The 14,208-nt window shown below is 68.4% G+C and carries 11 protein-coding genes; 7 read left to right on the top strand and 4 right to left on the bottom strand.

Annotated features, from left to right (window positions below; genetic code table 11):
- Positions 1-578 precede the first annotated feature (578 nt).
- The 4 genes from C1737_RS27405 to C1737_RS25210 all read left to right on the top strand — a co-directional run bounded on the left by C1737_RS27405 (position 579) and on the right by C1737_RS25210 (position 4,113).
- On the top strand, positions 579-701 hold the full coding sequence (locus C1737_RS27405) for a hypothetical protein (RefSeq protein ID WP_255413414.1): 123 nt from the start codon (positions 579-581) through the stop codon (positions 699-701).
- Between the two features lies 1 nt (position 702).
- Positions 703-1,920 carry a PPE family protein gene (locus C1737_RS25220; protein WP_102419742.1) on the top strand — a complete coding sequence of 406 codons (1,218 nt, stop codon included), beginning with the start codon at positions 703-705 and terminating at the stop codon, positions 1,918-1,920.
- 49 nt (positions 1,921-1,969) lie between these two features.
- Positions 1,970-2,542, top strand: coding sequence for a dTDP-4-dehydrorhamnose 3,5-epimerase family protein (locus tag C1737_RS25215; RefSeq protein WP_102419741.1), 573 nt, complete (start codon positions 1,970-1,972; stop codon positions 2,540-2,542).
- 65 nt (positions 2,543-2,607) lie between these two features.
- Positions 2,608-4,113 (top strand): sugar transferase, encoded by a 1,506-nt coding sequence (locus tag C1737_RS25210; protein WP_233214859.1) that lies wholly within the window; start codon positions 2,608-2,610, stop codon positions 4,111-4,113.
- Positions 4,114-4,203: 90 nt separating this feature from the next.
- Here C1737_RS25210 and C1737_RS25205 read toward each other — a convergent pair whose 3' ends face one another.
- From C1737_RS25205 to C1737_RS25195, 3 genes are all read right to left on the bottom strand, one after another.
- A complete protein-coding gene (locus C1737_RS25205) occupies positions 4,204-5,880 on the bottom strand; it encodes a hypothetical protein (protein ID WP_369807554.1) in 1,677 nt (558 codons plus the stop codon).
- A gap of 10 nt (positions 5,881-5,890) precedes the next feature.
- Positions 5,891-7,750 (bottom strand): bifunctional diguanylate cyclase/phosphodiesterase, encoded by a 1,860-nt coding sequence (locus C1737_RS25200; protein WP_102420122.1) that lies wholly within the window; start codon positions 7,748-7,750, stop codon positions 5,891-5,893.
- A 291-nt stretch (positions 7,751-8,041) separates the two neighbouring features.
- Positions 8,042-9,709, bottom strand: coding sequence for a hypothetical protein (locus C1737_RS25195; protein WP_233214817.1), 1,668 nt, complete (start codon positions 9,707-9,709; stop codon positions 8,042-8,044).
- Between the two features lie 268 nt (positions 9,710-9,977).
- Between C1737_RS25195 and C1737_RS25190 the strand changes: the two genes are divergently transcribed.
- The 3 genes from C1737_RS25190 to C1737_RS25180 are packed head-to-tail and all read left to right on the top strand — an operon-like array spanning position 9,978 to position 13,349.
- Positions 9,978-11,159 carry an NAD(P)/FAD-dependent oxidoreductase gene (locus C1737_RS25190; protein ID WP_102419739.1) on the top strand — a complete coding sequence of 394 codons (1,182 nt, stop codon included), beginning with the start codon at positions 9,978-9,980 and terminating at the stop codon, positions 11,157-11,159.
- On the top strand, positions 11,156-12,067 hold the full coding sequence (locus C1737_RS25185) for an RNA polymerase sigma-70 factor (protein ID WP_102419738.1): 912 nt from the start codon (positions 11,156-11,158) through the stop codon (positions 12,065-12,067). The genes C1737_RS25190 and C1737_RS25185 overlap by 4 nt, the downstream gene beginning before the upstream one ends.
- Before the next feature lie 28 nt (positions 12,068-12,095).
- Positions 12,096-13,349, top strand: coding sequence for an aminodeoxychorismate synthase component I (locus tag C1737_RS25180; protein ID WP_102419737.1), 1,254 nt, complete (start codon positions 12,096-12,098; stop codon positions 13,347-13,349).
- Positions 13,350-13,352: 3 nt separating this feature from the next.
- Here C1737_RS25180 and rsmI read toward each other — a convergent pair whose 3' ends face one another.
- Complete coding sequence (rsmI, locus tag C1737_RS25175; protein WP_102419736.1) at positions 13,353-14,189, bottom strand: 16S rRNA (cytidine(1402)-2'-O)-methyltransferase; 837 nt, start codon at positions 14,187-14,189, stop codon at positions 13,353-13,355.
- Positions 14,190-14,208 lie beyond the last annotated feature (19 nt).

The raw sequence follows: 14,208 nt of genomic DNA, 5'->3' as shown, positions 1-14,208 counted from the left end.
GTGCCGGCTTAGCTCTCGTTCGGCCAGAAGGCCGTGACCCTGGCGCGGGGAGTCGAACGCGGCAGTGCTGGCGGGCGCTACGACGGCGCCGTGGCTGTCGCGAGCGATCTTGCCGGGGGTGGCGACCCGGGCCTGGTCGTTCGCCATCAGGTTGTTGAGCAGGGCACACACCTCGGTTCTCAGACGGTCTGAAACGACACCGACCGGCCACCCCCGGGCAGTTCTTGGGCCAAGTCCGAGATTAGCAGCCGGACGCGCTGCCTTGACGCTCCCGTAAATACCTGTAGTGCATATCACAGGATCTTTACAGACTATTAGTATGCTTTCTAAGCTATTATCAGATTGTCAGTTTGTATGCCGGGACTGCACGGATCCTGCATCCGGGCGTCTGAGCAGCCCATACACCCGATAACGGCCACCTCTAGCGGCGTTAGGAGAAGCACATGCCGGTCGTGACCACAAGGCCACGCTGGCTGGCGGCGTCAGCAGGTGGAACAGCAAGGAAGGGACCAAGTGCCTTCCGGGGCGCAGCCCAAATACTCTTCGCAAGCAGAACGGAAGCAAGCCATACTTTTAGTATGTCAGATCGCCAGTTACCTGCAGCGGAGTACGTCGCGGTCGCGGTGACCGCCAACGCCTCCTCCCCTGCTCGCGGACGTTCGGGCGGCGCGATCCGCGCCGCCGACAAGGCCGGGGTCTGACGTGATCGATTTCGGTGCCTTCCCGCCGGAGTTCAACTCCGCGCGGATGTATGCCGGTCCCGGGCCGGTTTCACTGGTGGCTGCGGCCGTGGCGTGGGACAGCCTCGCAGCCGAATTGCATGCCGCCGCAAGTTGTTACCGGTCAGTGATCGCGGGCCTGACGACCGGGCGCTGGATGGGCCCGTCGTCATTGGCCATGGCGTCCGCCTTCGCCCCCTACATGGCATGGATGGCCGGGGCGGCGGCGCGGGCGGCGGAGACGGCCGGCCAAGCCAGGCTCGCCGTCGAGGTGTATGAAGCCGCCTTCGCGATGACCGTTCCCCCGCCGGCCGTCGCCGCCAACCGGGTGCAGCTCGCGACGCTGATCGCCACCAACTTCTTCGGCCAGAACGCGGCGGCGATCGCGGCCACCGAGGCCGAATACGGCGAGATGTGGGCACAGGACGCCGCGGCCATGTACGAGTACGCCGCGGGCTCGGCGGTCGCTTGCGAGCTCACGCCGTTCAACCCACCGCCCGACGTCACCAACCCGGCGGGCGTCGCCAGCCAGAGCAGCGCGGTCGCCCAGGCCGAAACGTTGACGGCGACGCATACGTCGCTCTCGAACGTGATGTCGACGGTGCCCAGCACCCTGCAAGGGCTTTCGTCACCGATGACCGCCGGGACCGTCACGCTGACCGACGCGGGTGCCGGTGCCGGCAGCGCGGCAGGCACGGCGACCAATTCGGCCAGTTCGTCGCTGATGTCGGCCCTCGCGTCCAGCATCCCCAGCTCCGTTCCCAGCTACTTGATGGCCGCAGCGACCCCGCTGTACGGGATGTCCTCCATCCTCGGCATGGCGCAGACCGCGCAGGGTTTGGCGAGCGGGGCGATGGCGGCCGCGGGCACCGCGGCGTCGACTGCGGCGAGCGCGGCGAGCACGGGCGCGGGTGCGCTCGGGTCGCTCGGATCACTGGGATCGGGTGTCATCGGCAGCCTGGGCAGCGCCGCCTCGCTGGGCCCGCTGGCAGTGCCGGCCAGTTGGACCAGCGTGATCCCGGCCGCCCAGAGCGCCGCCTCCGCATTGCCGACGATCAGCCTCGCCGGCGCCAACAATGTGCCACCCAGCATCATGGGCTCCCTCCCGCGCCTGGCGGCCGCGTCGGGCAAAAACCTCGGGCCGCGGTACGGGGTCATTCCGACCGTGATGACGCGCCCGCCGTCCGGCGGATACGCGTAGGACGGCACATGCACCGACCCACGACTACCGGTTACGGAAGGAGCGGCACATGAAGTACACGCCCACCCAGGTCGCCGGCGTGACGATCATTGACGTCGAACCGCACCGCGACCATCGCGGCTTCTCTTCCCGTTCTTTTTGCGCCGAGGAATTCGCCAGTCGCGGGCTGGCTTTCGACGTCACCCAGACCAACATCTTTTTCAATTACACCCGCGGCACGGTGCGGGGCCTGCACCATCAGGTGCCGCCATACGCCCAAACCCAGTTGGTCCGCTGCACCCGCGGTGCCATCGTCGCGGTTGCGGTCGACATCCGCCCCGGGTCACAGACCTACGCCGAGCACGTCATGGTCGAGTTGAGCGCGGACAACCACCGGGCGCTGTTCTTGCCGCCATTTGTCGCACACGGCTTCCAAACCCTGCTCGATAACACCGAAGTCAGCTATCAGGTCGGCGGTCAACATGCTCCGTCCGACGAGCATGGATTCCATTGGAGCGAACCCGAATTCGGGATCGTGTGGCCGCTGCCGGTCACGGTCATTTCCGAGCGGGACGCCAGTTGGCCCTCCCGAACGGCGAGCCTCGCCCCGATCGAAAGTGCGGCGTCATGTCTAACCCGTTGATGACCCAGGAAACGGTGGAAACCGTGCACGCCGAGCCAGGTCCCGCTGAGCGAACACCGGAAGACATGACGTCGTTGCCCCGCCACCTGGCCAACGCGTCGCCGGTGCCCACCGCCGCGGCGCCCTCGGCTGGTGGTCACGACATCCGACGCTGGCAACACCAGTATTCGCACCGTCTGCGCTTCAGCGACACGGTGATCGTGTGCGCGTCGGTAATGCTCGCGCAGTACGTCCGATTCGGCGAAATCGCCAACACCTCAGGTTACTCCGACGTCGTGATGACGCTGTTGTCAATTCTGTTCGCGGCGCTCTGGCTGTCGTCGCTGGCGATATTTCAAACGCGCTCGCCTCGAGTCATCGGCGCCGGAATCGACGAGTATCGGCGGATCGGCAGCGCGTCGTTCTGGACGTTCGGGATAATCGCGATGGCGACGCTGCTGGCCAAGGTCGACCTGGCCCGCGGTTATCTCGCGATCGCGCTCCCAATCGGGACCCTGGGTCTGCTGGGAAGCCGCAGCCTGTGGCGCAAGCACATTCGCCAGATGCGCGCGAACGGCCAATGCCAGACCAGGGTGTTGGCGATCGGAGACCGGCAGGCGGTTTCCCACCTCGCACACGAACTGGCCCGCAATCCGCTGGACGGCTACGTCGTGGTAGGGGTCTGCATTCCGGGATATGGCCCACCGCGCGGCAACACCCTCACCATCGGCGGCAGCGCAGTGCCGGTTCTCGGCGATGTCACCGACGCGGTGGCAGGGATCCACAGCTGCGGCGCGGACACCGTAGCGGTCACCCAGACGGATCACTTCGGGATGCGCGGGATCCGAGAGTTGATGTGGCAGTTGGAGACGACGGACGTCGATGTCGTGGTCTCACCCGGGGTAATGGACGTCGCGGAAACGCGCTTGACCCTGCGGCCCACTGCGGGCATGCCCCTACTGCATGTGGAGAAGCCGCAATACGAAGGGACGCAACGCTTTCAGAAGCAAGTGTTTGATTTCCTGTTCTCGCTGGCGGCCCTCATCGGTACGGCGCCCATTCTGATCGCGGCCGCCATCGCCATCAAGCTGACCAGTAAGGGGCCGGTCTTTTACCCGTCCGAGCGGATCGGCATCGACGGGAAGCCCTTCACCATGCTCAAGTTCCGGACGATGACCGTCGGGGCCGACAACCAAATCGAGGACCTGCTGGGGCGCAATGAAAGCGCCGGCGGCGTGCTCTTCAAGATTCGTCAAGACCCGCGGGTCACGCCGGTCGGCCGCATCTTGCGCAGGTTCAGCATTGATGAGCTGCCGCAATTCATCAATGTGCTCAAGGGGGACATGAGCGTCGTCGGGCCGCGACCCCCGTTGCAGCGAGAAGTCGAAAACTACGACGGTGATGCCAAGCGGAGACTGCTGGTGAAGCCGGGCGTCAGCGGCTTGTGGCAGGTGAGCGGCCGATCGGACCTGTCGTGGGAAGAGTCGGTGCGGTTGGACCTGTCCTACGTCGACAACTGGTCAATGTCGGGTGACCTCATGATCATCGCCAAGACGGTCAAGGCCGTTCTCACCAGTCACGGCGCATACTAGCGAGGTATGACTGAGCTGACGGCGTCCGGTAGGACCGTCAGATCGGTGCCGCTATCGTCGCACGATCGAAAGCCTTGCTGGCGGCTACCGTCATTGGTGCGGAGCGAAAGCGGGCGCATCGCGCGGTATGTCGATCGTTGCGAGCGGGTAGCCCCCGGATTCGTCGCGTCCGGAGCGCGCGAGCTGCATGGGCGGATAGTTCACCACATGCGACGCGTCCGGCTTGTGCTGTTGCCAATCTACGGAAGCACGCAGCGTGTAGTGCCCGGGTGCCAACCCCGCCAGGTCGACGGTCACCGACTCGGTAAACGACGCCGGGACCGGTTTGGTACCTGAGTTGTCCCCCGACGGCACCAGTTTGTTCAGGCGCACGGCTGTGGGCAGCGTGCGGACCACCGCGCCCGAGAAATCCACCAGCCGGTAGCTGGGCACCCACTTCTCGATTGCGCCGGCGGCACCGTAGTTGGTCCAAACCACCGACATGGTCGCCACTCCGTCGCGAAACGACGCCGATCCCGGCCGAACTTCCACAGAGTATCGATAGCCGGCCGAAACGTTGGCCTGCGCCCACAGCAGGTACAACGACCTGTCCATCGGAGTGCTCGAATCCACGGCGGGGAAATCGAAACTCGAGGTCATCGAGACGTGATACTTGACGACGTCGCGCAATCCCTTTTCGTAATAGGCCTGCGGCTTGGTTCCAGCGGGCAACTGGCACCATTCAGTGATCACCGGCGCCGAGGCCATCCGGTCCTTCAGTTGGCTGACGAGCGGATCTTTCGTGCGCACGTAGTACGAGGCATCCGTCTCGGCCCAAAAGGGCAACGGCGCGTATACGCCGAGACAATCCGCGCGAATACCTACGGGCGCGGACAATTTCTTGGTGACGTCGTCGGCCAGCAGCTCGCGGACGATTTCGGCGTTCGGCGCGGTGGTCACCAGTTGGGTGTGGGGGAAGGCGTTCACGTTCGCCGCGACGAGCTGTCCAATAGCCGCTTTGGTGATGCTCTGATCCCGAAACTGGCTGTAGTAGCCCAGCTTCGCGAGGCTCTCCTCGGGTGAGGGGCCCGGCGCGCCCAGCGTGTCGCGCAGATAGGCGATGTGGTTCTCGCTGAAATCCCCGTAGCCGGAGAACTCGAAAACGCTGAGCCGCTCGTCGCCGTCGTAACGGCGGCCGAGCGCGGCGAGCAACTGCCCGAAGGCGTTCAGGTAAGCGGGGTCGTTCCAGTTCGGTACGACCTGGGTCACCCCGGGCGTCCACCAGTATCGTTGCGGCCCGGTATAGCTGGTGGACGCGGGACGCATCCAATCCGGGATCGCGATGTTGGTGTTGTTCGCATAGGTGACGTCGCAACAGGAGCTGTAGGCGAACACGCGCAGGGTAAGCCGCATGTTTCGTCCGGCCAGCTTGGTCAGCGCGTCGTCGATCACGCTGAAGTCGAATTTGCGGTCGTCGGGGGCGTCGGGGGGCAGAGTGCCCGGGTCGGTGGGTTGCAGCTGCCGCCACGAAACCCGCACGCTGGCGTCGTACGACGCGGGCCACGGCGGATAGCGTCGCTGCGCGGGATTGGCTTGCGGGAACAGCGGCATCAGCAGGTCTTCGTATTGGCCCCGTAGGGGATTCGAAACCTCTTGCACGCCCAGCGGTATGGCGGGACTGATCACCGGGGACAACGGATCGGACTCGCTGTGGCCGCCGCATCCGCTCAACAGCGCCATCGCGCACGCGGCGACCACCGCCACGCCTCTTCTCAATATTGCGACCATCGGTGCGATGCTAGATGCCGCCCGTCGGCAACGCCTTGCGGTCGGCCAAAAACGGCAGCGACAGCCAGCGTGCGGACAACAGGGCTTCCATCGCCTCGCCGGGGACAGGACGCGACAACAGGAAACCCTGCGCGCGTCGGCACCCGTGCTGGATCAAAGTCATTGCCGCCACCGGCGTTTCAACTCCCTCGGCGACGACTTCCAGACCGAACGCCTCGGCCAGACCGATGATCGCGCGAACGATCGCCAGGTCGCCGGCGTTGTTACCCAGGTCGCGCACGAACCCGGTGTCGATCTTGAGCATGTCGACCGGCAGGGACTTCAGGTGCGACAACACCGCGTAGCCGGTACCGAAGTCGTCGATGGCCAGCTGGACCCCCACTTCCTTGAGCTCCGCCAAGGTTTTTCGCGTGGTCTCGATGTCGTGCACCACGGCGCGCTCGGTGATCTCCAGGCACACCGAGCCGGCGAGGCCGAACTCGTCGATGGTGGCGGCGACGTCGTGTACGAAACCCCGGGTGATGAGCTGGATCGGCGACACATTGATGCGCATGACGGCCCCTTGGCCGACGCCCTTGGCCCGCCAACTGCTGAACTCGGCGCACGCGGTGCGCATCACCCAGTGCCCCAACTCCGCCGCCAGGTTGGTCGATTCGGCGATCCCGATGAAGGAGTCCGGTTGCAGCAGGCCCCAGATCGGGTGCCGCCAACGGACCAGCGCCTCCGCGCCGACGATGGCGCCCGTCGACAGGTCGATCTCGGGCAGGTAGTGCAGGAGCAGCGCCTCGCTGCCGATGTCGCCTTGCAGGTGCAGCTCGATGTCGTTGCGGAACGCGCGCTTGAGGGACATGTCGTCGGTGGACACCGCGATCTGGTTGCCGCCGCCGCGCTTTGCCGTCAGCACCGCCTCGTCGGCGCGGCGGAGCAGGTCGGTGCAGTTGTCCCGTCCCGGCTGCCCCACCGCCAGCCCGATGCTGACCGTGCGGCTGATCACGTGGCCGCCGATGGCCAGCCGCTCGCACAGCATCGCCGAGAGACGCCGGGCGAATGACTCCGCGGCCTCCGGTGACATCGGCTGGTCGGGAACGACGACGAACTCGTCACCGCCCAACCGGGCGATCGTGCTGTCGGGGGCGCAGACCCGGATGCGTTGCGCGAAGACCCGGATGAACCAGTCACCGGCGGTGTGGCCGAGGTAATCGTTGATCGGCTTGAGCCGGTCGAGGTCGAGGTACATCACCGCGACGGGCCCGGCGCATCCCGTCGCGAGCCGTCCGGACAGATGCGCGACCAGCGCGCGACGGTTGTAGAGGCCGGTCAGGTCGTCGTGCTCGGCGAGATAACGAAGCTTTTCTTCAGCGGCGATGCGGGCCTGCAGCTGCGCGAACAGCGCCGCGACCGCCTCGAGCGTGTTGATCTCTTCCTGCTCCCACTTGCGGGCACCGACCTTGACGAAGCCGAGCAAGCCGGTGGTCGTCTCACCCGAGACCAACGGTGCGGCCGCCACCGAGGGCGAGGCGGCCACCTTCGCCCCGCCGAGCCTGCGCCGGAAATAGCGTTTGGACTGCGCCGGACGGATCACCACCGGTTTGTGCCCGTGCCCGCACTGGGCGAGGGCCGACTCGGCGATGTCCAGCTGAGCGAAGGCCGTCGGATCCGGGTCCGCGGCGTCCGAGCGGGGCGGCCACTCGGCAACCAGCGCCGAGGCCCGGGTGTGCGGGTCGAGGTGCCGCAGGAAGCTGGCGTCCACGTCGAACTGCTCGACCAGTTGCGCGAGCACCTTTTCGCTCACCAGGGTGGCCGTGGCGGCGGTGGCCTCCATCAACTGGGTGGCGACGGAGGTGACGACCAGGTCCAGGCTGCGTGGCACGGTCTCCTCCGATACGGGCATACATCCCACGGGGCGGCCACCGTGGTGACGGCTGCCCGATCGGGGGACGGTCATGATGACGAACCCCGCCGGATGCGCGCCCAGCGCGTCGACGTACCCCTTCGGTTCGCGTGTGTGGCTGTCGGATGTTTTCGGACCAGGGCAGGTCACGCTCGGTTTTGGTCAGCAAAACCTACCACGCGGTACCCGCCCCATCCGGGCTAACGAACAACTTCCGGCGAGGGTCTGCCGGCCGGCGCGAACGAGGGCCGTCGGCCCGTCATCGAGGCGCTAGGACCCGTTGGCGGCCGCCGCGTCGCTCGCGATGTCGAGGGTGGCTATCGGATACAGGCCAGAGCCGTCCCGCCCGTCGCGGGCCAGCGCCATGGGCGCGTAGTTCACCACGTGGGAGGCGCCGGGCTTGTGCTGCTGCCAGTCCACGGATGCGCGCAGCGTGTAGTGCCCGGGCGCCAGGCCGGTCACGTCGACGCGCACCGACTCGGTGGCCGACTCGGGCACCGCCTCCTCGCGGGACGAGCTGGAGTCGTCGTGGACCAGCGTCTTGAGGTTGACCGTCGCGGGAATGGTACGGACCACCGCTCCGGAGAAGTCGACCAGTTTGTAGCCGGGTGCCCATTGCTCGGTGGCCGCCGCCGAGCCGTAGTTGGTCCAGACGACGGAGATGGCCGCCACCTTGCCCTGGATCGACTGCGAGCCCGGCTTGGCCTCCACCGAGTACCGGTAGCCGGCCGAGGCGTTGGCCTTGGCCCAGAGGAGATACAGCTTGGGGTCCATCGCCGACGTCGCATCCCGGTCGGGGAAGTTGGAGCTCGACGTCATCGAGACGTGATACCTGACGACGTCGTGCAGGGCCTTCTCGTAGTACGACCGCGGGTCGGTCCCGTTCGGCAATCCGCACCACTGGCTGACCACCAGCGCCGAGGTGAGCCGCTGCTTGATCGCGTTGACGGCGGCGTCGTTGAACCGCACGTAGTGCGAGTCGCTGGACTCGGCCCATTCCGGCAGCGGCGCTTGCACGCCAAGGCAATCCGCGCGGATGCCGACCGGAGCGGAGAGTTTCTTCGTCACGTCGTCGGCGAACAACTCGCGGACGATCTCCGGATTCTCCCCGGTGACCACCAACTGCGTGTGGCCGAACGCGCCGACGTTCGCCGCGACCAGCTGCCCGATGGACGCCTTGGTGATGCTCTGATCGCGAAACTGGCTGTAATAGCCCAACTTCGAGAGGCTGTCGTCCGGCGCCGGCCCCGGCGCACCGAGCGTGTCCCGTAGGTAGGCGAGGCTGGTCTTGCCGGAGTCGCCGTACCCGGAGAACTCGAACACGCTGAGGCGCTCGTCGCCGTCGTAGCGCCGGCCGAGCGCGGCGAGCAGCTGCCCGAAGTTGTTGAGGTAGTCGGCGTCGTTCCAATTCGGGACCACCTGGGTGACACCGGGCGTGGACCCGTTCGGCGCCGGGGGGTAGCTGGTGGCCGCGGAGCGGATCCAGTCCGGGATCGCGATGTTGGTGCCGTTGGGATAGGAATCGTTACAACAGGATCTGTAGGCGTACACGCCGAGGATCAGCCGCATGTTTCGGCTGCCGACCTTGGCCAGCGCGTCGTCGATCGCGCTGAAGTCGAACTTGCGGTCGTCGGGCGCGTCGGGCGGCAGCGTGTGCGGGTCGACGGGCTGCAACTGCCGCCACGAGACCCGCAGGCTGGCGTCGTACGACGCGGGCCAGGCGGCGTACCGCTGCTGAGCGGGATTGCCTTGCGGGAAAAGCGGATTCAAGCCTTCCTCGTATTGGCCGCGCAGCGGGTTGGGGATCTCTTGCGCGCTGGGCGGGATGGCCGGGCTGACCATCGCGGACAGTGGACCGGGATCGCTCTTGCCACCGCATCCGCTCAGCACCACCGCCGCGCACACGACAGCGGCCAGCGCGCTCTTCCTCGTCTTCACGGTTGCTTCTCCCAACACACACCGATGCACACTGAAGTGGCCCCATAGTGCCTGGGTTATCTGGTGCGCGTATACGACGCGGGGCTGGTCACGAATTGGCGTAGCGCAGCCTAGCACGCACCACCCGTCCCTCCCCCGGTCCGCCGCGGGCCGGCCCGACCCCGCAAGCGGCACCCGTGAGGCGCGTCACAATGTGGGCGGCCCTGTCACGCTCGAGGACCCCGCGGTGTCTCAAGGGCATCAGGCCCGCGAGAACAGGAGACAGCAAATGACCGAGGTGATCGCCCAGAAAACTCATGTCGTCGTGGTCGGCGGCGGATACGCCGGAACCCTGGCCGCAAACCGGCTCCGGCAACGTCGCGACGTCGACGTCACCCTGGTGAACCCGCGCCCCGTCTTCGTGGAGCGAATCCGGCTGCACCAGTTGGTCGCCGACACCGGCCCCGCGACCGCCGACTACGCGACCCTGCTCGCCGACGGGATCCGGTTGGTCGTCGACGCCGTCGACCGCATCGAGGCCACCGACCGGCGCATTCTGCTGTCCTCGGGCCGCGAGCTCGGCTACGACTACCTCATCTACGCGGTCGGCAGCACCGGCGCCGCACCCGCTGCGGTGCCCGGGTTCGCCGACTTCGCGTACCCGATAGCCGACCTGGAAAGCGCGCAGCGGTTGCGCTACGCGCTGGCCGACCTGCCGCTGGACGCGCCCGTGATCGTCGTCGGCGGCGGGCTGACCGGCATCGAGACGGCCGCCGAGCTGGCCGAACGGGGCCGCCAAGTGACCCTGGTGTGCGGCGCCACGCTCGGCCCGTCGCTGAGCAGGCGCGGCCGGCGTTCCGTCGCCAAGCGCCTGCGCGGCTTCGGGGTCAACGTGCTGGAATCGGCGACCGTGACCGAGGTGCGATGGGACGCGGTGGTGCTCGGCGACGGAGCAGTGCTGCCGAGCGCGGCGACGGTCTGGACCGCCGGATTCGCCGTGCCGGACCTGGCCGCGCGCAGCGGGCTGAGCACCGACGCGCTGGGCCGGCTGCTCACCGACGAGACGCTGACCAGCGTCGACAACCCCTACGTCGTCGCGGCGGGCGACGCGGCCGCGCCGTCGGGCCAACCCTTACGGATGAGCTGCCAGGCCGCCGGCCCGCTGGGTGCGCAAGCCGCCGACACCGTGCTCAGCCGCATCGACTTAACCGCTCCGGCCCGGCTCAACCAGGCGTTCGTCGGCCAGTGCATCAGCCTGGGCCGCACCTACGGCACGCTGCAGTTGGCCCACACCGACGACACTCCGGTGAACCTGGCGATCGGCGGCCGGACCGCCGCGTCGATCAAGGAGGCCATCTGCAAGGGCACCCTGTGGGCCATTCGGCGCGAGGCCGCCAAGCCCGGCTCGTACCGCTGGCTCAAGGGCGGCAAGCGGCCCGCGCAGGAGTCCGCCGAGGTCGCGCTGCAATGACGCACGCGCCCGCCGGCAACGAGCACGCCGAACGGTTCACCGTGCTGCGGCCGCTGCTGTTCACCATCGCCTACGAGATGCTCGGTTCGGCCACCGAGGCCGACGACGTCCTGCAGGACAGCTACCTGCGGTGGGCGGCGGTCGAACTGTCGACGGTGCGTGACACCAAGTCCTACCTGGCTGCGCTGGTGACCCGGCAGGCGCTCAACGCGTTGCGCGCCGACGCGCGCCGGCGCGAGGAGTACGTGGGGCCGTGGCTGCCGGAGCCGCTGCTGCTCGACGAGCAAGATGCCTCGACGGATGTCGTTCTGGCGGAATCCATTTCGATGGCGATGTTGGTCCTGCTGGAAACGCTGAGCCCCGACGAGCGGGCGGTGTTCGTGTTGCGCGAGGTGTTCGGCTTCGACTACGGCGAGATCGCCGAGGCGGTCGGCAAACCGGCGCCCACGGTACGCCAGGTGGCGCACCGGGCGCGCGAACACGTGCGGGCGCGGCGGAAGAGGTTCGAGGCGACGGACCCGCAGCGCAACGCGCGGCTCACCGCCCAGTTCCTCCAGTCGGCCGCCAGCGGTGACGTCCAGACGCTGATGACGATGCTCGCCCCCGACGCCACCTGGACGGCCGACAGCGGCGGCAAGGTGTCCGCGGCGCGCCGGCCGGTGGTCGGCGCCGACCGGGTGGCCAGGGCCATCGTCGGCCTGATCCGCAAGGCGAGCGAGTTCGCGGAGTTCCGCATCGAGATGGTGACCTGCAACAGCGCCCCGGCGGTGCTGCTCTACCTGGGCGATCACCTCGAGGGAGTGATCACCCTGGAGATCGCCGCGGACAAGATCACGAACTTCTACGTGACGCGCAATCCGGACAAGCTGGCGGCGCTGGCGACCGCGCGCGACGTCAGCCGCGGCTAGGCGGGCGCTCTTCTGTCAAGCTAGGGCGGTGCGTATCGACCGGCTCGGCGACCTTGGCGCCGCCCCCGCGGTGCTGCGCGCCGTGGGGGACGCCACCGCCCGGCTCGGGCTGCCGCCGCCGGCCGCGCTGACCGGCGAATGGTTCGGCGCGCTGGCGGTCATCGCGCCGAGCGTGCCGGTGCGGCCCGTCGATGCCGACGCCGCCTTCGCGGTCCAGCCCGGCCCGCAGTCGCTCGACTCGGAAGCCGTGGGTGGCGGCTGGATCGGTTACCTTTCCTATCCCGATCCCGGCGCCGGCGGCGAGCCGAACCGGATCCCCGAGGCCGCGGGCGGCTGGACCGACTGCGTGCTGCGGCGCGACCGGGACGGCCGGTGGTGGTACGAAAGCCTGTCCGGCGCGCCGATGCCGGACTGGCTTGCCGCCGCCCTGGCAACGGGGCCGCCGCCGACGCGCGACTGCCGCATCGACTGGGCCCCGGCCGATCGGGCGGCCCACCGCGACGGCGTGCTGAACTGCCTGGAGGCCATCAGCGCCGGCGAGGTGTACCAGGCGTGCGTGTGCACGCAGTTCATCGGAACGGCCAGTGGCGCCCCCCTGGACTTCTTCGCCGACGGCATCGCCCGCACTGCCCCGGCGCGGGCCGCCTACCTCGCCGGGCCGTGGGGTGCGGTGGCGTCGCTGTCCCCGGAACTCTTCCTGCGACGGCGCGGGACGCTGGTGACGTCCAGCCCGATCAAGGGCACCCTGCCGCTGGATGCCTGGCCGTCGGCGCTGCGGGCGTCGGCCAAGGAGGTGGCCGAGAACATCATGATCGTGGACCTGGTGCGCAACGACCTCGGCCGGGTGGCGATCGTCGGCACCGTCACCGTGCCCGAGTTACTGGTGGTGCGACGCGCCCCGGGCGTGTGGCACCTGGTGTCCACCGTGTCGGCACGCGTCCCGGTCGAGCTGCCGACGTCCGCGCTGCTGGACGCCGCCTTCCCGCCCGCCTCGGTCACCGGAACACCCAAACACCGTGCGCGCCAGCTGCTCTCGCAATGGGAGCCGCATCGCCGTGGAATATATTGCGGCACAATCGGTTTGGCTTCACCCTTGGCGGGGTGCGAACTGAACGTGGCCATCCGGACGGTGGAGTTCGACGCTGCGGGCGGCGCTGTCCTCGGTGTCGGCGGAGGGATCACCGCCGACTCCGATCCCGACGCGGAATGGGCCGAATGCCTGCACAAAGCGTCCCCGATCGTGGGGCAGCCGCGGATCGCGGCCGCGTTCTCGGCGGGCTGACCCTCAGGCCTGGCGCGACCGCAGGACGGCGTCGTAGAGCTGGCGCGAGCGCACCCCCGGATTGGCGGCGGCCACCTCACCGCAGGCGTCCTTCACGCGCGCGCCGCCGTCGACCAGCTCCTGCACCTGCCCGAGCAGCGCGGGCAGGTCGGCGCGCGGGGTGGCGCCGGCCAGCACCACGGTGATCTCGCCGAGCACCCCGTCGTCGGCCCACGCCGCCAGCTCGTCGAGCGATCCACGCACCACCTCCTCGTGCACCTTGGTCAGTTCCCGGCAGATCGCGGCCCGACGGGCGCCGCCGAGCTGGTCGACGGCGTCCTGCAGGCACGCGGCCAGCCGGCGCGGCGATTCGAAGAACACGCAGGTGCGCCGCTCGTCGGCCAGCGAGTCCAGCCAGGCCCGCCGCGCGGCCTTCTTGCGGGGGGCGAATCCCTCGAAGCAGAACTTCTCCGCCGGCAGGCCGGACAGGGCGAGCGCCGTCATCCCCGCCGACGGGCCGGGCAGACACGTCAGCGGCAGGCCGGCGTCCACGCACGCCGCGACCAGCCGGAAGCCGGGATCGCTGACCAGCGGCATCCCGGCATCGCTGACCACCAGCACCGTCGCGCCGGCCTTGACGGCGGCGATCAGGGGCTCCACCCGGGCCGCCTCGACGCGGTCGAACAGGCTGACCACCCGGCCGGTGATCGTGACGTCCAGGGCCTTCGCCAGCGTCCGCACCCGGCGGGTGTCCTCGGCCGCCACCACGTCGGCGCGGGCGAGGGCGTCGATCAGGCGGGGCGAGGCGTCCGACGGCTGGCCCAACGGGGTCGCGCCCAGCAACAGGCGGCCGGTGGTCATGACGGACAGCCTACGATCG

Source organism: Mycobacterium sp. 4858, from assembly GCF_900240975.1.
In the GTDB taxonomy this organism is placed as follows: Bacteria; Actinomycetota; Actinomycetes; order Mycobacteriales; family Mycobacteriaceae; genus Mycobacterium.
The sequence above is the reverse complement of the archived record's forward strand: the minus strand, read 5'-3'. Positions and strand labels throughout refer to the sequence as shown.